The sequence below is a fragment of the Streptomyces sp. NPDC050264 genome, assembly GCF_040655895.1.
Classification (GTDB): Bacteria; Actinomycetota; Actinomycetes; order Streptomycetales; family Streptomycetaceae; genus Streptomyces.
This window is the reverse complement of record NZ_JBFAKV010000010.1, coordinates 89435-115662: the sequence shown is the minus strand read 5'-3', so window position 1 is coordinate 115662 and position 26228 is coordinate 89435. Positions and strand designations below refer to the sequence as shown.

24 protein-coding genes and 1 pseudogene are annotated in these 26228 nt (G+C 69.7%); 21 read left to right on the top strand and 4 right to left on the bottom strand.

Annotated elements, in window-relative coordinates:
- Positions 1 to 3 precede the first annotated feature (3 nt).
- Positions 4 to 966: a RecB family exonuclease gene (locus AB0J02_RS19770; RefSeq protein WP_363194990.1), complete on the bottom strand. Its 963-nt coding sequence runs from the start codon at positions 964 to 966 to the stop codon at positions 4 to 6.
- A gap of 175 nt (positions 967 to 1141) precedes the next feature.
- Between AB0J02_RS19770 and AB0J02_RS19765 the strand changes: the two genes are divergently transcribed.
- The 3 genes from AB0J02_RS19765 (at position 1142) to AB0J02_RS19755 (ending at position 4783) form a co-directional block, all read left to right on the top strand.
- Positions 1142 to 3022, top strand: a complete 1881-nt coding sequence (locus AB0J02_RS19765) for a site-2 protease family protein (protein WP_363194989.1) — start codon at positions 1142 to 1144, stop codon at positions 3020 to 3022.
- A gap of 56 nt (positions 3023 to 3078) precedes the next feature.
- A complete protein-coding gene (locus tag AB0J02_RS19760; RefSeq protein ID WP_363194988.1) occupies positions 3079 to 3984 on the top strand; it encodes a tRNA (adenine-N1)-methyltransferase in 906 nt (301 codons plus the stop codon).
- Positions 3985 to 4207: 223 nt separating this feature from the next.
- The gene (locus AB0J02_RS19755; RefSeq protein WP_363194987.1) at positions 4208 to 4783 is read left to right on the top strand and encodes a hypothetical protein; all 576 of its coding nucleotides are present in this window, start codon (positions 4208 to 4210) and stop codon (positions 4781 to 4783) included.
- A gap of 78 nt (positions 4784 to 4861) precedes the next feature.
- On the opposite strand, the gene AB0J02_RS19750 is transcribed toward AB0J02_RS19755, so the two are convergent.
- Positions 4862 to 5176 (bottom strand): ferredoxin, encoded by a 315-nt coding sequence (locus AB0J02_RS19750; RefSeq protein WP_363194986.1) that lies wholly within the window; start codon positions 5174 to 5176, stop codon positions 4862 to 4864.
- Between the two features lie 263 nt (positions 5177 to 5439).
- Here AB0J02_RS19750 and arc point away from each other — a divergent pair, with 263 nt between their 5' ends.
- From arc to prcA, 6 genes and pseudogenes are all read left to right on the top strand, one after another.
- Positions 5440 to 7206, top strand: a complete 1767-nt coding sequence (gene arc / locus AB0J02_RS19745; RefSeq protein ID WP_363194985.1) for a proteasome ATPase — start codon at positions 5440 to 5442, stop codon at positions 7204 to 7206.
- A gap of 257 nt (positions 7207 to 7463) precedes the next feature.
- Positions 7464 to 8975, top strand: coding sequence for a depupylase/deamidase Dop (gene dop / locus AB0J02_RS19740; protein WP_363194984.1), 1512 nt, complete (start codon positions 7464 to 7466; stop codon positions 8973 to 8975).
- 161 nt (positions 8976 to 9136) lie between these two features.
- Entirely contained in the window at positions 9137 to 9355 is a 219-nt protein-coding gene (locus tag AB0J02_RS19735; RefSeq protein ID WP_037739193.1) for a ubiquitin-like protein Pup, read from the top strand.
- Positions 9356 to 9422: 67 nt separating this feature from the next.
- Positions 9423 to 9560 (top strand): annotated as a pseudogene (locus AB0J02_RS19730) (endonuclease domain-containing protein); the annotation flags it as partial.
- Positions 9512 to 10357, top strand: a complete 846-nt coding sequence (prcB, locus tag AB0J02_RS19725; protein WP_363194983.1) for a proteasome subunit beta — start codon at positions 9512 to 9514, stop codon at positions 10355 to 10357. The pseudogene AB0J02_RS19730 and the gene prcB, both read left to right, overlap by 49 nt.
- Positions 10358 to 10418: 61 nt before the next feature.
- Entirely contained in the window at positions 10419 to 11195 is a 777-nt protein-coding gene (gene prcA / locus AB0J02_RS19720; RefSeq protein WP_363194982.1) for a proteasome subunit alpha, read from the top strand.
- 64 nt (positions 11196 to 11259) lie between these two features.
- On the opposite strand, the gene AB0J02_RS19715 is transcribed toward prcA, so the two are convergent.
- The gene (locus tag AB0J02_RS19715) at positions 11260 to 12300 is read right to left on the bottom strand and encodes a LacI family DNA-binding transcriptional regulator (RefSeq protein WP_363194981.1); all 1041 of its coding nucleotides are present in this window, start codon (positions 12298 to 12300) and stop codon (positions 11260 to 11262) included.
- A 119-nt stretch (positions 12301 to 12419) separates the two neighbouring features.
- Here AB0J02_RS19715 and AB0J02_RS19710 point away from each other — a divergent pair, with 119 nt between their 5' ends.
- From AB0J02_RS19710 to AB0J02_RS19655, 12 genes are all read left to right on the top strand, one after another.
- Positions 12420 to 13679, top strand: a complete 1260-nt coding sequence (locus AB0J02_RS19710; protein WP_363194980.1) for an MFS transporter — start codon at positions 12420 to 12422, stop codon at positions 13677 to 13679.
- A 9-nt stretch (positions 13680 to 13688) separates the two neighbouring features.
- Positions 13689 to 15050: a Pup--protein ligase gene (gene pafA, locus AB0J02_RS19705; protein ID WP_363194979.1), complete on the top strand. Its 1362-nt coding sequence runs from the start codon at positions 13689 to 13691 to the stop codon at positions 15048 to 15050.
- Positions 15051 to 15195: 145 nt separating this feature from the next.
- A complete protein-coding gene (locus AB0J02_RS19700) occupies positions 15196 to 16212 on the top strand; it encodes an FKBP-type peptidyl-prolyl cis-trans isomerase (RefSeq protein ID WP_363194978.1) in 1017 nt (338 codons plus the stop codon).
- A 61-nt stretch (positions 16213 to 16273) separates the two neighbouring features.
- Positions 16274 to 16648 (top strand): FKBP-type peptidyl-prolyl cis-trans isomerase, encoded by a 375-nt coding sequence (locus AB0J02_RS19695; RefSeq protein WP_363194977.1) that lies wholly within the window; start codon positions 16274 to 16276, stop codon positions 16646 to 16648.
- Positions 16649 to 16832: 184 nt separating this feature from the next.
- Positions 16833 to 17786 carry a WYL domain-containing protein gene (locus AB0J02_RS19690; RefSeq protein ID WP_363194976.1) on the top strand — a complete coding sequence of 318 codons (954 nt, stop codon included), beginning with the start codon at positions 16833 to 16835 and terminating at the stop codon, positions 17784 to 17786.
- 16 nt (positions 17787 to 17802) lie between these two features.
- Entirely contained in the window at positions 17803 to 18759 is a 957-nt protein-coding gene (locus AB0J02_RS19685; RefSeq protein WP_363194975.1) for a WYL domain-containing protein, read from the top strand.
- A gap of 101 nt (positions 18760 to 18860) precedes the next feature.
- Positions 18861 to 19106 (top strand): hypothetical protein, encoded by a 246-nt coding sequence (locus tag AB0J02_RS19680; RefSeq protein WP_363195188.1) that lies wholly within the window; start codon positions 18861 to 18863, stop codon positions 19104 to 19106.
- 9 nt (positions 19107 to 19115) lie between these two features.
- Positions 19116 to 19313: a hypothetical protein gene (locus AB0J02_RS19675; protein WP_363194974.1), complete on the top strand. Its 198-nt coding sequence runs from the start codon at positions 19116 to 19118 to the stop codon at positions 19311 to 19313.
- A gap of 256 nt (positions 19314 to 19569) precedes the next feature.
- Complete coding sequence (gene tatA, locus AB0J02_RS19670; RefSeq protein ID WP_363194973.1) at positions 19570 to 19869, top strand: Sec-independent protein translocase subunit TatA; 300 nt, start codon at positions 19570 to 19572, stop codon at positions 19867 to 19869.
- 62 nt (positions 19870 to 19931) lie between these two features.
- Positions 19932 to 20900 carry a twin-arginine translocase subunit TatC gene (tatC, locus tag AB0J02_RS19665; RefSeq protein ID WP_363194972.1) on the top strand — a complete coding sequence of 323 codons (969 nt, stop codon included), beginning with the start codon at positions 19932 to 19934 and terminating at the stop codon, positions 20898 to 20900.
- A gap of 43 nt (positions 20901 to 20943) precedes the next feature.
- Positions 20944 to 21843, top strand: coding sequence for a diacylglycerol kinase (locus AB0J02_RS19660; protein ID WP_363194971.1), 900 nt, complete (start codon positions 20944 to 20946; stop codon positions 21841 to 21843).
- Positions 21844 to 21886: 43 nt separating this feature from the next.
- Complete coding sequence (locus AB0J02_RS19655; RefSeq protein ID WP_363194970.1) at positions 21887 to 24697, top strand: DEAD/DEAH box helicase; 2811 nt, start codon at positions 21887 to 21889, stop codon at positions 24695 to 24697.
- 64 nt (positions 24698 to 24761) lie between these two features.
- Here the strand turns inward: AB0J02_RS19655 and AB0J02_RS19650 are convergent, their stop codons facing one another.
- Positions 24762 to 25865, bottom strand: coding sequence for an LLM class flavin-dependent oxidoreductase (locus AB0J02_RS19650; RefSeq protein ID WP_363194969.1), 1104 nt, complete (start codon positions 25863 to 25865; stop codon positions 24762 to 24764).
- Positions 25866 to 26228: the final 363 nt, after the last annotated feature.

Below are 26228 nucleotides of genomic sequence, written 5' to 3'. Positions count from 1 at the left end.
CTGCTAGACCCCGCCGGACTCGGCCACCCTGACCTGAAGCGGCTGCGGCTCCCCGGCGAGGACCCCCGGGCCACCGGCCGGATCGTCCGCGGACGAGCGCACCGGCAGCGGATAGGGCGGGGGAGTCCCCCCGAATTCAGGACAGACCGCCCGGTGATCGCACCAACCGCACAGCTTCGTCTGCCGCGGCCGCCACTCACCGGTCTCGGTGGCCTGCCGGATCGCGTCCCACAACGCGTGCAACTTGCGCTCCACACGCTCCAGGTCGGCGATCACCGGGTCGTAGGTCAGGACATCCCCGCTCCCCAGATAGACGAGCTGCAGCCGCCGCGGCACCACACCCTTCAGCCGCCACACGACCAGCGCGTAGAACTTCATCTGGAACAGCGCGCCCTCGGCGTACTCGGGCCGGGGCGCCTTGCCCGTCTTGTAGTCGACGATCCGCACCTCGCCGGTGGGCGCCACGTCGACCCGGTCGATGATCCCGCGCAGCTTCAGCCCGGACTCCAGCTGGGCCTCGACGAACAGCTCCCGCTCCGCGGGCTCGAGCCGGGTCGGGTCCTCCAGCGTGAACCACCGCTCGACCAGCCGCTCCGCGTCGCCGAGCCACCGCGTCATCCGCTCGCCCTCGGCATCGTCGGCGAACAGCTCGCTCAACTCCGGCCGCGCCTCCCGCAACCGGTCCCACTGGCCCGGGATCAGCGACTTGGCCCGCGGCGCGGTCCGCTCCCCGGCCGGCGCGTCGAACAGTCTCTCCAGTACGGCATGGACCAGCGTGCCCCGCGTCGCCGCCTCGCTCGGCTTCTCCGGCAGCTTGTCGATCACCCGGAACCGGTACAGCAACGGGCACTGCATGAAATCGCTCGCGCGCGACGGCGAGAGCGACGCGGGCGCGACCGCGGCGACGACCCTGCCGGGGCCGCTCTCGGGGCCGGACTCCGGGCCCGTCTCGGTACTGGTCTCCATGCCACACGACGATACGGCCCGCCACTGACAGTCAGGCACCTGCGCGTTCCCCGCGTCTTGCGTAGCGTGGCCCGGGGGAGTCGCCCGGGGCTGCCGGACACCGTCCGCATACCATCGACGCCAGAACGTCCCGCTCCGGCGGGAGACGCTCGAACGAGGGGACCGAGGGATCACCGTGGACGAGAGCGGGCAGCCGCAGTCCGGCACCGGCGAGGCGACGCCGCCCACGCAGGACACCGGGAGGCGTCCCGCCCACCCCCACCCGACCGCGCCACCCACCCCGGCCGACCCCACCAACGAGGCCCCCGGCGCGCCCCGGACCCCCTCGGCCGAGCCGTATGACGCCGCACCGGCCGCCGGAGACACCTCCCCGCAGCAGCCCGCGGCCGATCCCGCCCACGAGGACTCCAGCGCGGGCCGGGGCCCTTCGTCCGGGCCGGACGACGCCGCGCCGGTCTCCGCAGACGCGTCCCCGCAGCAGCCCGTGGCGGATTCCGCCCGGGAGGGCTTCGGCGCGGGCCGGGGCCCTTCGTCCGGTCCGTCCGGGCCGGGTGGCTCCGCGCCGGTCTCCGCAGACGCGTCCCCGCAGCAGCCCGTGGCCGATTCCGCCCGGGAGGGCTTCGGCGCGGGCCAGGGCCCTTCGGCCGAAGCCTCCGGGCCGGGGGACTCCGCGGCCAAGAACCCCAGCGCGGGCCAGAGCCCCTCGGCTGAGCCGCCCGGCCCGGGCGACTCCACCCCGGCCAACGCGGCCGCACAGTCCGGCCCGGGTGACTCCACCGAGGTCAAAGCGGCCCCGTCCCCGGACCCGCGGGACGCGACCCCGGCGCACCCGTACGACACCCACCCCGACCGCAGCGCCGCCACCTCCGGCAGGCGCCAGCGCAAGGGGCCGGCCAAGCGGCCCGAGCCCCGGGGCGGCATTCTCATGGGGCGCCCCTTCGGCGTGCCGGTCTATGTCGCGCCCAGCTGGTTCCTCGTGGCAGCGCTCATCACCTGGGTGTTCGGCGGCCAGCTCGACCGCGTCCTGCCCGAACTCGGCGCCGCCCGCTACCTGGTCTCCCTCTTCTTCGCGGTCGCGTTCTACGCCTCCGTGCTCGTCCACGAACTCGCCCACGTCGTCGCCGCCCTGCGCTTCAAGCTCCCGGTCCGCCGGATCATGCTGCAGTTCTTCGGCGGGGTCTCCGAGATCGAGAAGGAGTCGGAGACCCCGGGCCGCGAGTTCGTCCTCGCCTTCGTCGGGCCCCTGCTCTCCCTCGTCCTGTCCGGCGTCTTCTACCTGGGGATGATGGCGGTCGAGCCCGGCACCGTCCCGGGCGTGCTGCTGGCGGGCCTGATGGTGTCCAACCTCATCGTCGCCGCGTTCAACCTGCTGCCCGGCCTGCCCCTCGACGGCGGCCGCATGCTCCGCGCCGTCGTCTGGAAGATCACCGGCAAACCCATGAGCGGCACCGTCGCCGCCGCCTGGGTCGGCCGCGCCCTCGCCGTCACCGTCCTCATCGGCCTGCCCCTGCTCACCCAGTCCGGCGCCCTCGGCCAGAACGCCGAGGACGTCAGCGGCATGGACACCGTCACCGACGCCCTGCTCGCCGCCATCCTCGCCGCGATCATCTGGACCGGCGCCGGCAACAGCCTCCGGATGGCCCGGCTGCGCGAACACCTGCCGGAGCTGCGCGCCCGCACCCTCACCCGCCGCGCCGTCCCGGTGGAAGCGGCGACCCCGCTCTCCGAAGCACTGCGCCGCGCCAACGAGTCCGGAGCCCGCGCCCTCGTCGTCGTCGACGTCGACGGCGAACCCCGCTCCCTGGTCCGCGAGGCAGCCATCGTCGGCGTTCCCGAACACCGCCGCCCCTGGGTCGCCGTCAGCGGCCTCGCCCAGGACCTCACCGACGGCATGCGCGTCTCCGCCGAACTGGCCGGCGAGGACCTCCTCGACACCCTCCGCGCCGCCCCCGCGACCGAGTACCTCGTCGTGGAGAACAACGGCGCGATCTACGGCGTACTCTCCGCGGCGGACGTCGAACGCGCCTTCGTGAAGGCGATGGCCCGCCCCTCCTAGAACACCCGGGAACCCGCGTGGTCGGCGGCCACCGCCAGGCCCGGTAGGCTGGTCACATGTCCGAACCGACCGGTGCCGCCCGCCGACGCGGGCCCTTCAAGGTCGGGGACCAGGTACAGCTGACCGACCCCAAGGGCCGCCACTACACGTTCACGCTCGAGGCCGGGAAGAACTTCCACACCCACAAGGGTTCCTTCCCGCACGACGAGCTGATCGGCGCTCCCGAGGGCAGCGTTGTCCGCACCACCGGAAACGTCGCCTACCTCGCGCTGCGCCCCCTGCTCCCCGACTACGTCCTGTCCATGCCCCGCGGCGCCGCCGTGGTCTACCCCAAGGACGCGGGGCAGATCCTGGCCTTCGCCGACATCTTCCCCGGCGCCCGCGTCGTCGAAGCGGGCGTGGGCTCCGGCTCGCTCAGTAGCTTCCTGCTGCGGGCCATCGGCGACGAGGGCATGCTGCATTCGTACGAGCGCCGCGAGGACTTCGCCGAGATCGCCAAGGGCAACGTCGAGCGCTACTTCGGCGGCCCGCACCCGGCCTGGCAGCTGACCGTCGGCGACCTCCAGGACAACCTGACCGACGGTGACGTCGACCGCGTCATCCTCGACATGCTCGCCCCGTGGGAGTGCCTGGACGTCGTCAAGAAGGCGCTCGTCCCCGGCGGCATCCTGTGCTGCTACGTCGCCACGACCACGCAGCTCGCCCGCACCGTCGAGTCCATCCGCGAGATCGGCTGCTTCAATGAGCCCACCTCGTGGGAGTCGATGATCCGCAACTGGCACGTGGAGGGCCTCGCCGTCCGTCCCGACCACCGGATGATCGGCCACACCGGCTTCCTGCTGACCGCCCGCCGCCTCGCGGACGGCGTCGAGCCGCCCATGCGCCGCCGCCGCCCCGCCAAGGGCGCGTACGGCGAGGACTACGACGGCCCGAACGCCGACGGCGGCAACCGCGGCCGCTGAGCCGTCGCCCCCGGAACGTACAACCGCACAACGCACCGGCGCCGCCGCCGAGTTCCCCACCGCCTACGGGAACTCGGCGGCGGCGTCCGTTCGTTGGCACAGCGGCAGCACCACAACCAGAAGCCACTCCGGAAAACGCCTGCCCCGGCGTTCCCCCGCACTGTGACGTATGGCACGATGCAGGCCATCCCCACCGGCACAGCCCTCACGGGAGACACTCCTAGTGCAGCAACCCGCCGTCCCGGAACTGGCGCACACCACCACCCGTCCCATCCACTGGCTGGCCACCGCGGCCGCGCTCGCCGCCGTCGTCGCGGCCTCCGGCTTCCTCCAGCCGGGCGCCGCCACCGCCGCCCAGGCCGAATCCAAGACGCCCGGCACCACTTCCCAGGCCGTCGCGCCGCCCGATCCGGCCGCGGTCCACTTCCCGCTCAACTGCGGCCCGGTCAAAGTCGTCGTGCAGAAGAAGGCCTCCGGCGACCTCGACGGCGACGGCAGACCCGAGACGGTCGCCGTCGTCCGCTGCGACGCCGGATCCGGTACCCCGCCCAACGGGGTCTATGTCCTCACCCAGCCCGCCGGGGCCAAGCCGCGGATCGTCGCCACGCTCCTGGACCCGAAGGACCGATTCTCCGTCAGCGCCTTCGGCGTCCGGGACGGAGCCGTCACCGCGACCCTCGACGGCTACTCCTCCGACGAGGTCCCGCGTTACCGCCCGGACGTCCACGACAAGGCCAAGTGGCAGTGGCAGGGCGGGCGGTTCGTCCGCTCCACCCCGGCCCGGGCCAGCAGCGTCTGAACCCGCGCGAGGGGCCCCGCACACCGGCATTCCGGTATGCGGGGCCCCTCGTCGTCGGTGCGGGCGGTCACCTGGCCGTCACGCCGCGTCGGGACCGTACACCTCGACGCTGTCCGAAACGCGTCGTACATGGATGCAGTCACCCGGGCACTCCTTCGCGGACGCCACGACATCCGTGAGAAGCGGAAGCGGTACGGGTGTTGATGCACCCGCGTCCTGCAGCAGCTCGTCGTCCGCGCTCTTCACGTAGGCGAGACCGTCGATGTCCAGCTCGAAGACCTCCGGCGCGTACTGGGCGCAGATCCCGTCACCGGTGCACAGGTCCTGGTCGATCCACACCTCCAGCGGAACACTGCTGTCGGTGCCGGATCCGGCCTCTTGCTGCACGGTCATGTCTCCTGCCGTTTCCTGCGTCGTGGCCCGGAAATTCGACTTCACAGGAGCAAGTCGGGCCGGGCCTGACGGGTGTTGAACAGTTCGACCCTACAACCGTCCGCTTTCCGATGTTGTTGGGTGGGTATTCACCTGACGTGAGGGAGAGCGCAAGGGTGAAGATCGGACACACCTCGACCGTCTTTGTGATCTAGGGGTTTCAATCAACACCCACCCAGGTAGGGTCTGGAAGCGTCCAGCTCCCCTTGGAGGAGGTGAGGACCGTGGCAGCCCACGACGACGACATCAACCGCGGCATCCGCCCGGGACGAGGGTCCGACGACCCCGCCGGGCAGATTGCCTATCTCGAGCAGGAAATCGCCGTCCTGCGGCGCAAGCTCGCCGACTCTCCGCGTCATACGAGGATTCTCGAAGAGCGGATCGTCGAGCTGCAGACCAACCTGGCCGGCGTGTCCGCTCAGAATGAACGGCTCGCCAACACACTCCGCGAGGCCCGCGACCAGATCGTGGCCCTCAAGGAAGAAGTCGACCGGCTCGCGCAGCCGCCGGCCGGCTTCGGAGTCTTCCTCACGGCAAATGAGGACGGTACCGCCGACATCTTCACCGGCGGCCGCAAACTCCGTGTGAACGTGAGCCCGAGCGTCGAGCTCGACGAGCTCAGGCGCGGCCAGGAAGTAATGCTCAACGAAGCGCTCAACGTGGTCGAGGCCATGGAGTACGAGAGCGTCGGCGACATCGTCACCCTCAAGGAGATCCTCGAGGACGGCGAGCGCGCCCTGGTCACCGGGCACACCGACGAGGAGAGGGTGGTCCGGCTCGCCGAGCCGCTGCTCGACGTCGTCATCCGTCCCGGCGACGCGCTGCTTCTCGAATCCCGTTCCGGCTATGTCTACGAGGTCGTACCGAAGAGCGAAGTAGAGGAACTCGTCCTCGAAGAGGTCCCGGACATCGGCTACGAGCAGATCGGCGGCCTGGGCAACCAGATCGAGCTGATCCGCGACGCGGTCGAGCTGCCGTACCTCTACCCGGACCTCTACAGGGAGCACGAACTGCGGCCGCCGAAGGGCGTGCTGCTGTACGGGCCCCCCGGATGCGGTAAGACCCTGATCGCCAAGGCAGTCGCCAACTCCCTTGCCAAGAAGGTCGCCGAGGTGACCGGACAGGGCCAGGGAAAGAGCTTCTTCCTCAACATCAAGGGTCCTGAGCTTCTCAACAAGTACGTCGGCGAGACCGAGCGGCAGATCCGCCTCGTCTTCCAGCGTGCCCGTGAGAAGGCCAGCGAGGGTACTCCCGTCATCGTCTTCTTCGACGAGATGGAATCCCTCTTCCGCACCCGTGGCTCAGGCGTCAGCTCGGACGTGGAGAACACCATCGTCCCGCAGCTGCTCGCCGAGATCGACGGTGTCGAAGGCCTGCAGAACGTGGTGGTGATCGGTGCCTCGAACCGTGAGGACATGATCGACCCCGCCATCCTGCGGCCCGGACGACTCGACGTGAAGATCAAGATCGAGCGCCCGGACGCCGAAGCGGCCAAGGACATCTTCGGGAAGTACCTCACCCAGCGCCTGCCGCTGCACGCCGACGACCTCGGCGAGCACAGCAGCGACCGGGCGGCCACGGTCCACAACATGATTCAGACCGCCGTGGAGCACATGTACGCGGAATCCGAGGAGAACCGCTTCCTGGAAGTCACGTACGCCAACGGCGACAAGGAAGTTCTGTACTTCAAGGACTTCAACTCCGGCGCAATGATCGAGAACATCGTCGGCCGCGCCAAGAAGATGGCCATCAAGGCCTTCCTCGAGCAGAAGCAGAAGGGCCTCAGGGTCTCTCATCTCCTGCAGGCGTGCATCGACGAGTTCAAGGAGAACGAGGACCTGCCCAACACTACTAACCCGGACGACTGGGCCCGGATCTCCGGAAAGAAGGGCGAGCGGATCGTCTACATCCGCACCCTTGTCACCGGAAAGCAGGGCGCGGACACCGGACGCTCCATCGACACGGTGGCGAACACCGGTCAGTACCTGTAAAAGACAGGGTGGCTGCGGGTGCCCGTACCGGGTGCCCGCAGCCCATTGTTTTTCCAGGCAACTACCACCGGGCCCCCCGCTCGACGTCGGAGCGAAGCAATGACGCAAATGATCTCCCCACCAGCGCAGAGGCGTTCTAGGCTCTTCAATGCCGCCGAGTCGCGCCGTGCGGGGACGGGCACCGCACACGCACCGGAGAACCAGCGGTACTTGAGCGCCGCCCCCGACCGAGGGCGGCGCCGGGCAAGGAGGGCCGCATGACCGTACGGCGAGTAATGGGCATCGAGACGGAGTACGGAATCTCCGTCCCCGGCCACCCCAATGCCAATGCCATGCTCACCTCGTCCCAGATCGTCAACGCGTACGCGGCGGCGATGCACCGGGCCCGCCGCGCCCGCTGGGACTTCGAGGAAGAGAACCCGCTGCGCGACGCCCGGGGCTTCGACCTCGCGCGCGAGTCCGCCGACTCCAGCCAGCTCACCGACGAGGACATCGGCCTGGCCAACGTCATCCTCACCAACGGGGCGCGCCTCTACGTGGACCACGCGCACCCCGAGTACAGCTCCCCGGAGATCACCAATCCCCGCGACGCCGTCCTGTGGGACAAGGCAGGCGAGCGCATCATGGCGGAGGCGGCCGACCGCGCGGCCCAGTTGCCCGGCGCCCAGCCGATCCACCTCTACAAGAACAACACCGACAACAAGGGCGCCTCTTACGGGACGCACGAGAACTACCTGATGAAGCGGGAGACCCCCTTCTCGGACATCGTGCGCCACCTGACGCCGTTCTTCGTCTCCCGTCAGGTCGTCACCGGTGCGGGCCGTGTCGGCCTCGGTCAGGACGGACACGAGCACGGCTTCCAGCTCAGCCAGCGCGCGGACTACTTCGAGGTCGAGGTCGGCCTGGAGACCACGCTCAAGCGCCCGATCATCAACACCCGCGACGAGCCGCACTCGGACGCGGAGAAGTACCGCCGGCTGCACGTGATCATCGGCGACGCGAACCTCTCCGAGATCTCGACGTACCTGAAGCTCGGTACGACGGCCCTGGTGCTCTCCATGATCGAGGACGGCTTCATCGCGGTCGACCTGGCCGTGGACCAGCCGGTCCGCACCCTCCACCAGGTCTCCCACGACCCCTCGCTCCAGCATCTGATCACTCTCCGTAGCGGACGCACGCTCACCGCGGTCCAGCTGCAGATGGAGTACTACGAGCTCGCCAGGAAGTACGTCGAGGAGCGCTTCGGTGCCGACGCGGACGACCAGACCAAGGACGTCCTGACGCGCTGGGAGGACGTCCTCGGCCGCCTGGAGACCGACCCCATGAGCCTCTCCGGAGAGCTCGACTGGGTCGCAAAGCGCGAGCTCATGGAGGGCTACCGGCGCCGGGACAACCTCGACTGGGACGCGGCGCGGCTGCACCTGGTCGACCTCCAGTACGCCGACGTACGGGCCGAGAAGGGCCTGTACAACCGCCTCGCGGCCCGCGGCAAGATGAAGCGCCTGCTGACCGAGGACGAGGTCGAGAGGGCCCGTACGGCGCCGCCCGAGGACACCCGGGCGTACTTCCGGGGGCGCTGCCTGGAGCAGTACGCGGACGACGTCGCCGCGGCCTCCTGGGACTCGGTGATCTTCGACCTGCCCGGCCGCGACTCACTGCAACGGGTCCCAACCCTCGAACCCCTTCGCGGAACGCGAAACCACGTGAAAGAGCTGCTCGACCGGTGCCGGACCGCCGAGGATCTGGTGCGCGTACTGTCCGGCGGCTGATCCGCGGCTGAAAGGCCGGCGGCAGGGGAATCACAGAGATGGGTCCCGCACGTTCCACAAACTGCGGGGCCGATGTCGGACCCGACTTGTAGGGTTCTGATCACGAACGGCCTGTACGACACGTACGACGTGTATGTCGAACCGAGCGGGGTGAGCTGGATATGGCGACCAAGGACACCGGCGGCGGACAGCAGAAGGCGACGCGCTCCACCGAGGAGGTCGAGGAGCAGGCACAGGACGCGCAGGCGACCGACGACCTCAAGGAGCGCCAGGAGAAGCTGAGCGACGATGTCGACTCGGTTCTGGACGAGATCGACGACGTCCTGGAAGAGAACGCAGAGGACTTCGTGCGCTCCTTCGTGCAGAAGGGTGGCCAGTAGGTCACTCCGGGCTTCGACCCGATGGTTCCCCTTGTGCGTGCCGGAGCCCGCGATGCGTTTTCGCACGGCTCCGGCCGCACATGTGGATCACCGCCACGAGATGGGTAGGGTCCGTGGCGTACTGTGCTTCAACTGCATTTACGTGGAAGGAAACGCGTGGAAGCCAACCCTCGTAGCACCGGGCGTCTGCCGGCGGCCTTCCTGACGCCCGGGTCGTCGTCCTTCATGGACTTCCTGTCCGAGCATCAGCCCGAGATCCTGCCGGGCAACCGGCAGTTGCCGCCGACGCAGGGTGTCATCGAGGCCCCGCACGGCACGACCATCGTCTCCGTGACGTTCCCCGGAGGCGTCGTGCTCGCCGGCGACCGGCGGGCCACGATGGGGAACGTGATCGCGCAGCGGGACATCGAGAAGGTGTTCCCGGCGGACGAGTACTCGGCCGTCGGCATCGCCGGCACCGCCGGTCTTGCCGTCGAGATGGTCAAGCTCTTCCAGTTGGAGCTGGAGCACTTCGAGAAGGTCGAGGGCGCCCAGCTGTCGCTGGAGGGCAAGGCGAACCGGCTGTCCACGATGATCCGGTCGAACCTCGCGATGGCCATGCAGGGGCTGGCCGTCGTGCCGTTGTTCGCCGGGTACGACGTCGACCGCGAGAAGGGCCGCATCTTCTCCTACGACGTCACGGGCGGGCGCAGCGAGGAGCACGGCTACGCCGCCACGGGTTCGGGTTCCGTCTTCGCGCGCGGGGCGATGAAGAAGCTCTACCGCGAGGACCTGACGGAGGAGCAGGCGACGACGCTGGTCGTGCAGGCGTTGTACGACGCGGCGGACGACGACTCGGCCACGGGTGGTCCGGACATGGCGCGGCGGATCTTCCCGATCGTCACGGTGATCTCGGAGGACGGGTTCCGGCGTCTGACGGACGACGAGTCGGCGCAGATCGCCCGCTCGATTCTCGAGCGGCGCCTGGAGCAGCCGGACGGTCCGCGAGCCGCTCTGCTGTGAGCCGCCCGTTCGCTCCTCTTTGCCCACTGACGCGTTACTGACAGAAAGGGACGGATAGCCGGTGTCGACGCCGTTCTATGTCTCACCCCAGCAGGCGATGGCCGACCGCGCGGAGTACGCGCGCAAGGGCATCGCCCGCGGTCGCAGCCTGGTCGTGCTGCAGTACGCCGACGGCATCGTGTTCGTCGGCGAGAACCCGTCCCGTGCCCTGCACAAGTTCAGCGAGATCTACGACCGGATCGGCTTCGCGGCCGCCGGCAAGTACAACGAGTACGAGAACTTGCGTATCGGGGGCGTTCGGTACGCGGATCTGCGTGGCTACACGTATGACCGTGACGATGTGACGGCCCGTGGTCTGGCGAACGTGTACGCGCAGACGCTGGGCACCATCTTTTCCAGCGCGGCCGAGAAGCCGTACGAGGTGGAGCTGGTCGTCGCGGAGGTCGGGGAGACCTCCGAGGGGGACCAGATCTACCGGTTGCCGCACGACGGATCGATCGTGGACGAGCACGGCTCGGTGGCGGTCGGCGGCAACGCCGAGCAGATCAGCAACTACCTCGACCAGCAGCACCAGGACGGCATGTCGCTGTCCGAGGCGCTGAAGCTGGCCGTGCAGGCGCTGTCGCGGGATACGAACGGGAGCGAGCGGGAGATCCCCGCGGAGCGTCTCGAGGTGGCGGTGCTGGACCGCAAGCGGCCGCAGCAGCGCAAGTTCAAGCGGATCGCGGGACGGCAGCTGTCGCGGCTGCTCACGGCCGAGGGCGCCGCCGAGACGTCGAAGGCCGCGTCCGACGCGGTGTCCGACGACGCCTCCGACGACGATTCCGCCGGGGAGTAGTCCGCAGTCCGTCATACGTGTGTGCCCCGGCCGGTTTCCGAACCGGCCGGGGCACACACGTATGTCAGGACTCGGTGCGCGGTGGAGGCGCTGTGGAGCCGCGCACGACCAACTCGACCGGAAGGGGCGCGGTTTCGGGTTCGCGGCCTTCCAGGACGGCGAGGAGCGCCGCCATGCCCCGTTCGCCGAACTCTTCGGCCGGCAGGCGCACCGTGGTGAGTTCGGGTTCGACGGCGGTGGCCAGTGAGAGGTCGTCGAAGCCGGTGACCGAGAAGTGTTCGGGGACGCGCAGCCCCAGGCGCCGGATGGCCTTGTAGGCGCCTGTGGCGAGCTTGTCGTCGTCGCAGACGATCGCGGTGGGCCGGACCGGACCGGAGGTGTGCAGGGCCCGCTGCGTGGCCGCCAGGGCGTCCTCGACGGTGAGGGCGGAGCGGACGGTGCGGACCGTGGTGCCGGGCACCTGGGCGGTTCTGGCGGCCAGCTCGTGGGCGCGTACGTCGAAGGTCCAGGACCGCACCGCCGAGGCGATGTGCAGGAAGTGCCGGTGGCCGAGGTCCAGCAGGTGGCCGGCGATCTGCCGGGTGCCGTCGGCGAGGTCGAGGTTCACGGTCGTGGCGCCGAGGCTGCCGGCCGGGTCGCTGTCGAGCATGACGAGAGGCAGGTCGTCGCCGCGCAGCGCGGCCACGGCGTCGGCGGCCATGGAGGAGGCCAGGATGCCGTCCAGAGCGGCACTGGCGGAGGGGAACGGGTCGCGGGCGGGGCCGACACCGTCGGGGGAGGGGTAGAGGACGACACCGAAGTCGTGCCGGGCCGCGATGCGGGCGGCCCCGGTGTAGACGCCCGCGAAGAACTCGTTGGTGAGGGCCGGGACGACGAGCAGGGCGGTGCGGGTGCGGCCCAGCCGGAGGTTGCGGGCGGCGAGATTGGGGCGGTAGCCGAGGTCGCGGGCGGCCGCGCGGACGCGGTCGGCGGTGGCCGCGGAGACCCGGCCGCGCCATTTGTCACCCATGACGAGGGAGACGGCGGCCTGCGAGACGCCCGCGGCGCGGGCCACGTCCCGGCTGGTGGGGCGGGCGGTCGCCGCTCCGTCCGTACCGCTGGTCACTGCTGCCTCCGTGTGTCGTGTCCCGGGGTGGTCGACGGTATCGGGTGGCTCCCCGGGCCCGGTGCGTGGTACGTATAACCCCGCGACGTTATACGTAACACTTCAGGCGGGGGCGGGCGATGGCCGCGGGATATGCGGAGATCCTCAGGGCGCGGCACGCGATGCGGCTGCTCACGGGCACGCTGGTCGGCAGGATGCCGAACGCGACGGCGGCGATCGCCATCGTGCTGTTCGTCCGCGCCGAGGGCGGCACCTACACGCTGGCCGGCGCACTCGCGGCGGTGTACGGGGTGGCCAACGCGATCGGTCAGCCGGTCCTCGGCCGCCTCGTCGACCTGCGCGGCCAGCCGAAGGTGCAGTTGCCGGCCGCTGTCCTGTCGGCCCTCGCGATGAGCCTCTTCGCGTTCGTCGGCACCGACTCACCCGTGTGGGCGTACGGGGCCGTGGCCGCGGCGGGACTGTTCACGCCGCCGCTGGAGGGCGGCCTGCGGGCACTGTGGCCGAGCGTCCTTTCGCGCGAGGACCAGGTGCACACGGCGTACGCGATGGACGCGATCGCGCAGGAAGTCATGTTCACCGTCGGCCCGTTGCTGGTGACCGTCTGCGTGTCACTGTGGTCGGCGCAGGCCGCACTCGTCGTCCTGAACGTCATCGGGGTGCTCGGCGCCCTCTCCGTGGTGGTGTCGAAGCCCTCCCGCGAGTGGCGCTCGGCGCCGCGCGAGGCGCACTGGCTGGGCGCGCTCCGCTCACCGGGCCTGCTCGTCCTGCTCGCCACCTTCCTGTTCATCGGACTCGCGCTCGGTTCCATCACCGTGGCCGGGGTCTCGTACGGGGACAGGAATGGCGGCGATGCGGTGTACGGCTGGATGATGGCGGCGCTCGGGCTCGGCGCCCTCGTGGGCGGAGTCGTGTACGGCGCGCGGCAGTGGAGTGGCGCCCCGGAGGCGCGACTTCGGTGGCTGGTGGCACTACTGGCGTTGTTCTACGTGCCGTTGACGCTGGTGCCGGGGCCGGTCGCGATGGTGGCGCTCACCGCCGTCGCCGGGGTGTTCCTCGCGCCGGCGCTCGCCTGCGCGTTCATCGTCGTCGACCGGCACGCGCCGCAGGGGACGGTGACGGAGGCGTTCTCCTGGCTCGTGACGACGTTCACGGTCGGGGCCAGCGTGGGGACGGCCGTCGCGGGGCCGGTCGTCGAATGGGGCGGCACACGGTGGGGGTTCACCGTGCCGGCGGCCACCGGGGCCCTCGCGCTGCTCGTGCTGCTGGCCACGGGGCGGGTTCTCGCGGCCCCGCGCACGTCCGGGCGTGTCGCGGCCATATCGGAAAATGATCCAAACCGTGCTGTCGAACCCCGTTTCAGCTCGGGGGATCGGGCGTAATGTTCAGTCATGGACCGCCGCATTTTCGGGCTGGAGAACGAGTACGGCGTCACATGCACGTTCAGGGGACAGCGACGCCTGTCTCCTGACGAGGTGGCGCGGTACCTCTTCCGCCGTGTCGTGTCATGGGGCCGCAGCAGCAATGTCTTTCTGCGGAACGGTGCCCGTCTCTATCTTGACGTGGGTTCGCATCCGGAATACGCAACACCGGAATGTGACAACGTGACCGAGTTGGTCACCCACGACAAAGCGGGCGAGCGCATTCTGGAAGGCCTGCTCGTCGACGCCGAACGACGCCTGCACGAGGAGGGAATCGCAGGCGACGTATACCTGTTCAAGAACAACACCGACTCGGCTGGAAACTCCTACGGCTGCCACGAGAATTACCTGGTGGCACGGCACGGGGAGTTCTCGCGGCTCGCGGACATCCTCATTCCCTTCCTGGTCACGCGTCAGTTGCTGTGCGGCGCGGGCAAGGTGCTGCAGACTCCGCGCGGTGCCGTGTACTGCGTGAGCCAGCGGGCCGAGCACATCTGGGAGGGCGTCAGTTCCGCGACGACGCGTTCCCGGCCGATCATCAACACCCGGGACGAACCGCACGCGGACGCCGAGCGTTACCGGCGCCTGCACGTCATCGTCGGCGACTCGAACATGTCCGAGACGACCATGCTCCTCAAGGTCGGCGCCACCGACCTGGTGCTGCGCATGATCGAAGCGGGCACGGTGATGCGTGACCTGACCCTGGAGAACCCGATCCGGGCGATCCGCGAGGTCAGCCACGACATCACGGGCCGCCGCAAGGTGCGTCTGGCCAGCGGCCGCGAGGCCTCGGCTCTCGAAGTGCAGCGCGAGTACTACGAGAAGGCCGTGGACTTCGTGGAGCGCCGCGGCATCCGCACGGGCACCGTCGACCAGGTCCTCGAACTGTGGGGCCGCACGCTCGACGCGATCGAGGCGGAGGACCTCGACCGCATCGGCACCGAGATCGACTGGGTCATGAAGTACCAGCTCATCGAGCGGTACCGGGCCAAGCACAACATGACCATGTCGCATCCGCGGGTCGCGCAGATAGACCTCGCGTACCACGACATCCACCGCCGCCGAGGCCTCTACTACCTCCTGGAGAAGAAGGGCCAGGCCGCTCGGATCTGCAATGACCTGAAGATCTTCGAGGGCAAGTCGGTACCGCCGCAGACCACGCGTGCGCGGCTTCGCGGCGACTTCATCCGCCGGGCCCAGGAACAGCGCCGTGACTTCACGGTCGACTGGGTCCATCTGAAGCTGAACGACCAGGCGCAGCGCACTGTGCTGTGCAAGGACCCGTTCCGCAGTGTGGACGACCGGGTGGAGAAGTTGATCGCCGGTATGTAGCCGCACTCACGGCTTCGTCCCGGTTCGGCCAATCCGGCGAAGGGCCTCGTACGAATCATTCGTACGAGGCCCTTCGGCCGTCCTTGGAAAAGGGGAGCGAGGGCCTAGAGTGGCCGAACCGTACTCGAGCGACTTGAGGATCACTGTGCGACGCCGACTTGCAGCTCTACTGATCGTGCCGGCACTGGCGCTGACCGCGACGGCCTGCGGCAGCGACGACGGCAAGAAGGACGCGACGGACAAGGCGGATTCCTCGTCCGCGTCGCCGAAGGCGGCCGAGGTGCCCAAGGCGGTCGACACCGCGGCCCCGATGCCGAAGGTGACCGGCGACGTCGGCAAGAAGGCGACGATCACGCTGCCCAAGGGCGACCCGAGCGGCAAGTTCGTCGTGCACACCCTCTCCGAGGGCGACGGCGCGGAGGTGAAGAAGAACGACCTGGTGTCGATGAACTTCACCGGCAAGCTCTGGAAGGGCGGCAAGGACCTCGGCACCACGTACGGCGCGCAGGGCGGCGGCGACCAGATGGTGACCGCGGGCGCGGAGGGTCAGCTCCCGGCGTTCGCGCAGGCCGTGGTCGGTCAGAAGGAAGGCAGCCGCGTCCTCGTCGTGGCGCCGCCGGCGGCCGGCTTCGGCAGTCAGGGCAACTCCCAGGTCGGCATCTCCGCCACGGACACGCTCGTCTTCGCGCTCGACGTCGGCAAGGTGATCCCGAAGAAGGCCGAGGGCACGCAGGCCGCGATCCCCTCGGACCTGCCGCAGATCAAGGCCGACAAGGAAGAGCCGGCCACGATCTCCGTCCCGAAGAACGACCCGCCGAAGAAGCTCGTCGACCAGGTCCTCATCAACGGCAAGGGCGCCGAGGTCAAGAGCGGCCAGACGGTCACGATGCAGTACAGCGGTGCCGCGTGGAAGCTGAACCAGGGCAAGGAGAAGGCGGAGCTGTTCGACTCCTCCTGGAAGACGGGCCAGCCGTTCTCCACCGCCATCGGCCAGGGCCAGGTCATCAAGGGCTGGGACACCGGCATCGTCGGCAAGCACGTCGGTGACCGGGTGCTCCTGGTGATCCCGGCCGACCAGGCGTACGGCAAGGAGGCCAAGGGCGAGACCCTGCCGGCCAACTCGACGCTGGTCTTCGTGGTGGACATCCTCGCGGCGCACTGACCGCGGGGGGAATGGCAGACTGTCCCGGTTGCCCAAACGCCAACAAGCAGGAGCATTTCACGTGAGCATCGACAAGCCCGAGATCGACTTCCCCGAGGGCCCGGCCCCGACGGACCTGGAGATCGTGGACCTCTGGGAGGGCGACGGCCCCGAGGCGAAGCGGGGCGCCACCGTCTCCGTGCACTACGTGGGCGTGGCCTTCTCCACCGGCGAGGAGTTCGACGCCTCCTGGAACCGCGGCAACCCGCTGCAGTTCCAGCTCGGTGCCGGCCAGGTCATCCAGGGCTGGGACCAGGGCGTGGAGGGCATGAAGGTCGGCGGCCGTCGCCGGCTGACCATCCCCGCGCACCTCGCGTACGGCGACCGCGGCGCCGGCGGCGGCCGCATCGCCCCCGGTGAGTCGCTGATCTTCGTCTGTGACCTGATCGCCGTCTGAGTTCGTCGGACATCGACCGCAAGCGGTCATCGGAGGGCCCATGCCAACAGGCATGGGCCCTCCCGTCTCCCTCCACCACCCTCAACCGGGCCCCTTCGGGACGCACCTCTTGCCCTCGGCTTTTGCCAGTACACCCCCGAGCGGTACGGTCATCCGTCGGGAGCTACATGAGGAAAGGGCGTCGATGGCCATTGCCAAGGCCGAGCGGCTGATGAATCTGGCGCTGTGTCTGCTCGGGACGCGGCGGCCGCTCAGCAAGCGCGAGCTGCGGGGGTCCATCGAGGCCTACCTGGAAGCGGGCAACGACGACTCCTTCAACCGGATGTTCGAGCGCGACAAGGACGATCTGCGCGAGCTGGGCCTGGTCATCGAGACCGTGGAGAACCTGGACGGCGAGGTCGGCTATCTCGCCCGCCGGGACAGCAACCGGCTGCCGCCCGTCACCTTCGACGGCGAGGAGGCCGCCGCGCTCGGTCTCGCGGCGAAGGTGTGGCAGCAGGCCCGCCTCGCCGGCGCCGCCAGCGGCGCCCTGCAGAAGCTGCGCGCCGCGGGGATGCCCGAGGACGTGGACCCGTACGAGAGCCATGGCGCGCTCGAACCCCGGATCCCCGTGCACGAGGCGTCCTTCGAGCCGCTGATGCTGGCCTGCCGCGACCGCAGGCCCGTCGTCTTCGACTACCGCAAGGCGACCGCCGCCCGGCCCGAGCCCCGGCACGTCGAGCCGTGGGCCCTGGAGTGCTGGCGCGGCCACTGGTACCTGGCGGGCTGGGACCGCGACCGGCAGGCCGAGCGGGTCTTCCGGCTGTCCCGGATCACCGGCAAGGTCCGCTCGCGTGCCGGCCAGTTCAAGGCGCCGGTACCGGACGTGGTGACCGTACGCGAGACCGTCGCGAGCTGGGCGGGGGAGAGCGCCACGCGCTCGGCGCTGATCAGGCTGCGCACGGGCGCGGGCTACCCGCTGCGCGCCAAGTCCGTCTCCGTACGGGAACTGGGCGACGGCTGGGACGAGTTGGAGATCCCGTACGGGCACGGGCTCGACGCCTGGCTCGTGGAGTTCGGCCCCGACGTGGTCGTGCTCGAGCCCGCCGAGCTGCGGGCCGATGTCGTGGACCGGCTGCGCGCCGTGGCCAAGGGCTGAGGGGGATAACAACCGTATGGCTTCCCATGCCATCGACCAGACCCGGCGGATGCTGTCGCTGGTGACGTACCTGCGCGAGCGCCCCGGCGCGCGCGTCGAGGATGTCGCCCGGGCCTTCGGCATCACCGAGGACGAGCTGATCTCCGACCTGGACGTGCTGCCGCTGTGCGGGACCAGCTTCCGCGGCGGTGATCTCCTCGACATCGACACCGACGGCGACCGCATCTGGTGGCACAACCCGGACGACGTGGCCGAGCCGCTGCGCATCGCCGCCGACGAGGCGACCGCGCTGCTGGTGGCCGCGCGTGCGGTGGCCACGCTGCCGGGGCTGCGCGAGAGTGACCGCCTCGCCCTGCTGCGCGCGACCGCGAAGCTGGAGGCCGCGGCCGGTGAGGTCGCGGGCGCGAGCGCGCGCCTGAACGTCACCTTCGAGTCCGAGGGCGGCGTCTTCGCGGACGTCGACCGTGCGATCTCCGAGCGGCGCCGGCTGTGGATCCGCTACTACTCGCCCGCACGCGACGAGGTCACCGAGCGGGAGATCGACCCGATCCGGCTGGTCAGCGTCGGCCACACCTACGTAGAGGCGTGGTGTCGCAGGTCCGAGGCGCGGCGTACGTTCCGGCTCGACCGGGTTGCCGAGATCCGGGTCCTGGACGAGGCCGCGGCGCCGCCCGAGGTCGAACTGCGTGATCTCTCCGAGGGACTTGTGCAGCCCGCGGCCGAAGACCCCGAGGTGGTGGTCGAGGTCGGGCCCGGCGGGCGCTGGGTCGCCGAGTACTACCCGCACGACAGCGCCGAGGAGTTGGCCGACGGTGGTCTGCGGATCACACTGCGTACGCCCGACCCCTCCTCGCTGCGCCGGCTCGCGCTGCGGCTGGGCAGGGACGGGCACATCGTGGCGCCGGCCGAGCTCGCGACCAGCGCGCGGGACGCGGCGCGGCAGGCGCTGGCCGCGTACGACGGGGCCGCGTGAGGAAGTTGGGCACGGCCTCGGGGACGTACGGCGCAGAAGTGATGAAAGGTGCGAAGGTGGTCAAAATGACTGGTGTGGCCGGTTTCACTGATATCGCCACGATGTCCGCTACGGTCGCCGCTCCGGCGCCTGTCGTCTTCAAGGCGGCCTGCCCGGACTGCCGCGCCCGTTTCGAACTGGACGCGACCGCGCTGCGGCTGGCGATCGGGGCCAGCCGGCGCACCACCTTCTACTCCTTCACCTGCCCCGAGTGCGGGACCGCGGTCCGCAAGCCCGCCGGTGAGCGCATCATCGAACTGCTCACCGGTGGCGGGGTGCGCACGCTCCGCCTCCACCAGACCGTCTAGGCTCGGCGCATGTTCTGGGCGATGCTGGCCGTGGCTGTGGGTTTCGTGGGACTTGCCGTGCTGGCCGTCTTCGCGATCAAGGTGTTCGTCGAGGCGCAGCGCCTCGGGCGTCAAGTCGCCGACACCACACAGCAGATCAACCGCGCCGCCGAGGAGCTGGAGCGGGCCGCGGTGAGCGTGGCGAAGGCCGGCGGCGACGCCGTCTGAGGGCCCGGTGCTGTGTGGTGCGGGATGGAAAGCGCTTTACCGCTGTGACCTGTCGGATCCCCAGGCCGGGCGGGTACGCTCCCTTAGGTGGCCTGGTAGTGAGGCGCGGGCCGCAACTGGGAGTACGCACAGGGATTGCCCCCTGTTCACCCCCACGGGATACGATCGCTGCCAGCACGGTGGTCGGACAACAGTCCGAGGTCCGATCGGTACCGGCAGTCCCGCCCCTGCCGCCTCAGTGAGAAGGTAAACGCATATGTTCGGTGGAAAGATCGGCGCCCCCGAGTTGATCATCCTGCTCGTGGTCGTCCTCCTCCTGTTCGGCGCGAAGAAGCTTCCGGACATGGCGCGCTCGCTCGGCAAGTCGGCCCGCATCCTCAAGAGCGAGGCCAAGGCCATGAAGAGTGAGGGTGGCAACAAGGATGCCGCTCCCTCGGACCCGCCGAAGCAGGACGACCAGCAGCCGCCGGCCCAGCGCACCATCCAGGCCTCCCCGGGCGACGTGACCAGCTCGCGCCCCGTGTCCGAGCCGACCAACCAGACGACGCAGAGCTGATCAAGAGCTGATCGAAGGCCGTCACTGCCACGGCGGCCTGTCGCACGAGATGAGGACGTGGGTTGCTCAACTCTGCCCGCAAGCAGGAAAAGGACCCCGAGGGGCGGATGCCACTCGCGGAGCACCTGCGTGAGCTTCGCAACCGGCTCGGGAAGGCCGTCCTGGCCATCCTCGTCGTCACGATCGTCGCTGCCTTCTACTACAAGGACATCATCGAGTTCTTCACGAACCCGGTGCTGGACTCCGTCGGCTGTGACAAGACCTTCTCGGAGCTCACGGCCAAGGCCGTCGAGAACAAGGACGCCAACGAGCAGTGCGCCCGCATCGTGCTCAACGGCCTGATCACGCCCTTCACGCTCGCCCTGAAGGTGTCGCTGATGGCCGGCGTCATCGGGGCCTCCCCGATCTGGCTCTACCAGTTGTGGGGCTTCGTCGCGCCCGGCCTGCACAAGCATGAGAAGAAGTACGCCACCGGCTTCGTGGCGACCGGCGTACCGCTCTTCCTCGGCGGCGCCTTCTTCGCGTACAAGACGCTGCCGACGATGGCGCGGGTGCTGCTGGACTTCTCGCCGGCGAACATCGACAACCAGCTGCCGCTCGACGATCTGCTCGACCTGATCACCCGCATGGTCATCGTCTTCGGTCTCTCCTTCGAGCTGCCGCTGCTCCTGGTCATGCTCAACCTCACGGGCGTGATCACCGGCAAGCGGATGCTCGGCTGGTGGCGCGGGATGATCATGGGCATCACGGTCTTCGCCGCGGTGGCCACGCCCAGCACGGACCCGCTCACCATGCTCGCCCTCGCCGGGCCGATCTGGGTCCTGTACTTCGCGGCGACGGCCTTCTCCTTGCTGAACGACCGTCGCAGGCGTCGGATCGAGGCGGCGGGCCCCGGCGACGACGAGGCGTCCGAGCTCGATCTCACCCCCGAGGACATCGACGAGGTGGAGCCGGTCTCGGCCACCCGGTCGCTGCCCGAGCAGTCCACCGGCGAGAACAACCGGATCAACGGTTACGACGATGTGACCTGAGGCAACCCCCGCTCGTGGCCGGACAGTTGTTAAGGTCCGGCCCGTGACCAGCGAGATCACCCTCTTCGTCAATCCCACCGCGGGACGCGGCCGGGGCGCGGGCGCCGCGCAGCCGGCCGCTTCCGCGTTGCGGGCGGCCGGCTTCTCCGTGCGTACCGTCATCGGGGAGGACGCCGCCGACGCACTGGTACGCGCGCGTGCCGCGGTGTCCCGGGGCACCGGCGCCCTCGTGGCCGTCGGCGGGGACGGTCTGGTGAACCTCGCCCTGCAGGCCGTCGCCGGCACGCGTACCCCGCTCGGAGTGGTCGCCGTCGGCACCGGCAACGACTTCGCGCGCTCCCTGGGACTGCCCGTGCGTGAGCCGGCCGCGGCGGGCGCGCTCGTCGCCGAGTCCCTCAAGGGAGCGCTGATCCGTTCCATCGACCTGGGGCGGATCGGCGGCCACTGGTTCGGCACCGTGCTCGCCTCCGGCTTCGACTCCCGGGTCAACGACCGCGGCAACCGGATGCGGCTGCCGCTCGGCCGCTTCAAGTACGACCTGGCGATCCTCGCGGAACTGGCCGCGTTCAAGCCCGTGCCGTTCCGCCTGACGCTCGACGACGGCTCCGTGCGCGAGATCGCCGCGACCCTTGTCGCCGTCGGCAACGGCACGTCGTACGGGGGCGGCATGCGGATCTGTGCCGACGCCGACATGAGCGACGGGCTGTTCGACATCACCGTGGTCGGGGAGTGCTCCCGTACGACATTGCTGCGCGTGTTCCCACGCGTCTACAAGGGGACGCATCTCACGCACCCCGTGGTCAGCTCCTACCGGGCGGCGCGCGTCGAGCTGGCCACCGCGGACGCCGCCGGCGTCACGGGTTACGCGGACGGGGAACCGGTCGGGCCGCTGCCGATGGTCGCCGAGTGCGTGCCGGGGGCGGTGCGCGTCCTTACCGGATAATGATCGTCCGTTGTCAGTGGTGGCCGGTAGGCTCGAAAGCACGATGACAGAGGACCTCTCCCCGGCCGAGCGGTATGCGGCAGCCCGTCAGCGGGCCGCAGAGCAGGCCACCGCGCTCGCTTCCTTCCGCGAGATGTACGACTTCGGCCTCGACCCCTTCCAGATCGAGGCGTGTCAGGCGCTCGAGGCGGGCAAGGGCGTCCTGGTCGCCGCACCCACCGGTTCGGGCAAGACGATCGTCGGCGAGTTCGCCGTGCACCTCGCCCTTCAGCAGGGCAAGAAATGCTTCTACACGACGCCGATCAAGGCGTTGTCGAACCAGAAGTACCAGGACCTCGCCAAGCGCTACGGCGCCGACAAGGTCGGCCTGCTGACCGGCGACAACAGTGTGAACAGTGACGCACCCGTGGTCGTGATGACCACCGAGGTGCTGCGCAACATGCTGTACGCGGGCTCGCAGGCGCTGATCAATCTCGGCTACGTGGTCATGGACGAGGTGCATTACCTCTCCGACCGTTTCCGGGGCGCCGTATGGGAAGAGGTGATCATCCACCTCCAGGAGTCCGTGACGCTGGTCTCCCTGTCGGCCACGGTGTCGAACGCGGAGGAGTTCGGCGACTGGCTCGACACGGTGCGCGGCGACACCGAGGTGATCGTCTCCGAGCACCGGCCCGTGCCGCTCTTCCAGCACGTGCTCGCCGGGCGCCGGATGTACGACCTCTTCGAGGAGGGTGAGGGCAGCAGGAAGGCCGTCAACCCGGACCTCACGCGGATGGCGCGCATGGAGGCGAGCCGTCCTTCCTACCAGGACCGGCGGCGCGGGCGTGCCATGCGCGAGGCCGACAGGGAGCGGGAGCGGCGCCAGCGCTCGCGGATCTGGACGCCGGGCCGGCCCGAGGTCATCGAGCGGCTCGACTCCGCCGGTCTGCTGCCCGCCATCACCTTCATCTTCAGTCGCGCCGCGTGCGAGGCGGCGGTGCAGCAGTGCCTGTTCGCGGGGCTGCGGCTGAACGACGAGGAGGCCCGGGCCAGAGTCCGCGAGATCGTCGAGGCGCGGACGGCCTCCATCCCGGACGAGGACCTGCATGTTCTGGGGTACTACGAGTGGCTCGAAGGGCTGGAGCGCGGGATCGCCGCCCACCACGCGGGCATGCTGCCGACCTTCAAGGAGGTCGTCGAGGAACTGTTCGTCCGTGGGCTCGTGAAGGCCGTCTTCGCCACCGAGACGCTGGCGCTCGGCATCAACATGCCTGCCAGATCGGTGGTGTTGGAGAAGCTCGTCAAGTGGAACGGGGAGCAGCACGCCGACATCACCCCCGGTGAGTACACGCAGCTGACGGGGCGCGCGGGCCGCCGGGGCATCGACGTCGAGGGGCACGCCGTCGTGCTGTGGCAGCGCGGCTTCAGCCCGGAGCACCTCGCGGGGCTCGCGGGGACGCGCACGTATCCGCTCAAGTCGAGCTTCAAGCCCTCGTACAACATGGCGGTGAATCTGGTCGAGCAGTTCGGCCGGCACCGCTCGCGCGAGCTGCTCGAAACCTCCTTCGCGCAGTTCCAGGCCGACAAGTCGGTGGTCGGGATCTCGCGTCAGGTGCAGAAGAACGAGGAGGGACTCGAGGGCTACAAGGAGTCCATGACCTGCCACCTCGGGAACTTCGACGAGTACGCGCGGCTGCGCCGCGAACTCAAGGACCGCGAGACGGAGCTGGCCAAGCAGGGTGCGGTCCAGCGGCGTGTGCAGGCGGCCGCTGCGCTGGAGAAGCTCAAGCCCGGCGACGTCATCCACGTACCGACGGGCAAGTTCGCGGGTCTCGCGCTCGTGCTCGACCCGGGGCTGCCGGCCGGGCGGACCAACGGACACCGCGGGTTCGAGCACCACGACGGCCCGCGGCCGCTGGTGCTGACCGCGGAGCGCCAGGTCAAGCGGCTGGCCTCGATCGACTTCCCGGTGCCCGTGGAGGCACTGGAGCGGATGCGGATCCCGAAGTCGTTCAACGCGCGCTCGCCGCAGTCGCGCCGTGATCTGGCGTCGGCGCTGCGCACCAAGGCCGGACACATCGTGCCCGACCGGCACCGCAAGGGGCGGGCACCGGCCGCCGACGACCGCGAGATCACGCGGCTGCGGGCGGAGCTGCGGGCCCATCCCTGCCACGGCTGCTCCGAGCGGGAGGACCATGCCCGCTGGGCCGAGCGCTACCACCGGCTGCTGCGGGACACCGGGCAGCTGGAGCGCCGGATCGAGGGCCGCACGAACACGATCGCGCGCACCTTCGACCGCATCGTGAAACTGCTGACCGAGATGGACTACCTGCGCGGCGACGAGGTCACCGAGCACGGCAAGCGGCTCGCACGGCTCTACGGAGAGCTGGACCTGCTGGCGAGCGAGTGCCTGCGCGAGGGGGTGTGGAACGACCTGAACCCGGCCGAACTCGCCGCGTGCGTCTCGGCGTTGGTGTTCGAGGCACGGGTCTCCGACGACGCGCTCACACCCAAGGTGCCGTCGGGGAAGGCGAAGGCCGCGCTGGGTGAGATGGTCCGGATCTGGGGTCGGCTCGACGCCCTGGAGGAGGAGTTCCGGATCAACCAGGCGGAGGGGGTCGGTCAGCGCGAGCCCGATGTCGGGTTCGCCTGGGCCGCGTACCAGTGGGCGTCCGGCAAGGGCCTCGACGAGGTGCTGCGGGAGGCCGAGATGCCCGCCGGGGACTTCGTCCGCTGGTGCAAGCAGGTCATCGACGTGCTGGGGCAGATCGCGGCGGCGGCCCCGCACGACGCGTCGTCGACGGTGGCGCGCAACGCGCGCAAGGCCGTGGACCAGTTGCTGCGGGGCGTGGTGGCCTACTCGTCGGTGGGCTAGAGCGCGTCCGCGGAGCAAGGCCGAAGGGCCCGGGACCGAGCGTCCCGGGCCCTTCGGCTGTTCCTTACGCCGCCGCCGCGCGGGACGCGTCCCGCTTCGCCACCTCTTCGCGGACGATCGGGATCACGTGGCGGCCGAAGTCGATCGCGTCGTCGAGCAGGTCGTAGCCGCGGGCCGACAGGATGTTCACGCCCAAGTCGTAGTAGTCCAGGAGGGCTTGGGCCACTGTTTCCGGGGTGCCGACCAGCGCCGTCGAGTTGCCGGCGCCGCCGGTCTCCGTCGCCGTGGGGGTCCACAGCGCGCGGTCGTGGCGCTCGCCCTGGGCCGCTGCCGCGAGGAGGCGCCGGGAGCCCGCGTTCTCCGGGTTCTTCAGCGGGTGGCGGCGGGAGAGCGGGCTGCCGGCCTTGCGGGCCCTGATGCGGGCCAGCGTGGCGTGCGCCTTCTCCCAGGCCAGCTCCTCGGTCGGCGCGATGATCGGACGGAACGCGACCTGGATGCGCGGCACGTCCGTGCGGCCCGCCGCCTTCGCCGCGGCCTTGACCGACTCGATCTGCTGGGCGGTCTCGGCGAGGGGCTCGCCCCACAGGCAGTAGATGTCGGCCTCCGCGCCGCCCGCCGCGTACGCCGCCGGGGACGAGCCGCCGAACGAGACCTGCGGGTGCGGCTGTTGGACCGGGAAGGTGTCGCTCACGAAGTCGCGGAAGCGGTAGTGCGTGCCCTCGTGGTCGAACGGCTCGTGCGACGTCCAGGCCTTCTTGATGATCTGGATGGCCTCGCGGGTGCGGGCGTAGCGCTCGTCCTTGGTGAGGAAGTCGCCTTCGCGCTGCTGCTCGTGGTCGTTGCCGCCCGTGATGAAGTGGACCGCGAGGCGGCCGTCGCTGATGCGGTCCAGGGTGGCGAAGGTCTTCGCGGCGAACGTGGGGTACGAGACGTTCGGCCGGTGCGCCACCAGGATCTGGATCTTCTCGGTGCGCGCGGCGATGTAGGCGGCCGCCGGGGACGGGTCGGGGGAGCCGGAGCCGTACGCGAAGAGGACGCGGTCCCATCCGTGGTCCTCGTGGGCGCGGGCGAGCCGCAGTGTGTAGTCCTTGTCGAAGGACGCCCCAGAGCGGACGGTGACTTCGGAACCCTCGTTGGTCGCGGCTATGCCGAGGAACTCTACGGGCACGGTGATACGCCTCTTCAGCTGTAAGGGGATGGTGTGTGGCGGGCCTGATCGATGTCAGGCGCAACACGCCGCCGACCACACACGACCGAAGTCGATGTGGTCGCGGGTTACCAGCCGCGGCTGAGGGCGCATGTGCTCAGTGGAACAGGGCGGCGCGTGAAACGTCAACGTCTGCTCCCTGGACGTGGGTTCGGACGACCGGACGCCCTTACTCCATGTGTGCGAATCGATGCTGAGCGTACAAATGGGAGCGAGTGTATGCCCGCCGCGCGCTTATTTCAGGGCCTTGCTGAATATGACTCAGCGATGATCCGGTCGGACTAAGCTCGCCCGCAGCGCACCGAGTTGAGATGGATTCGGGCG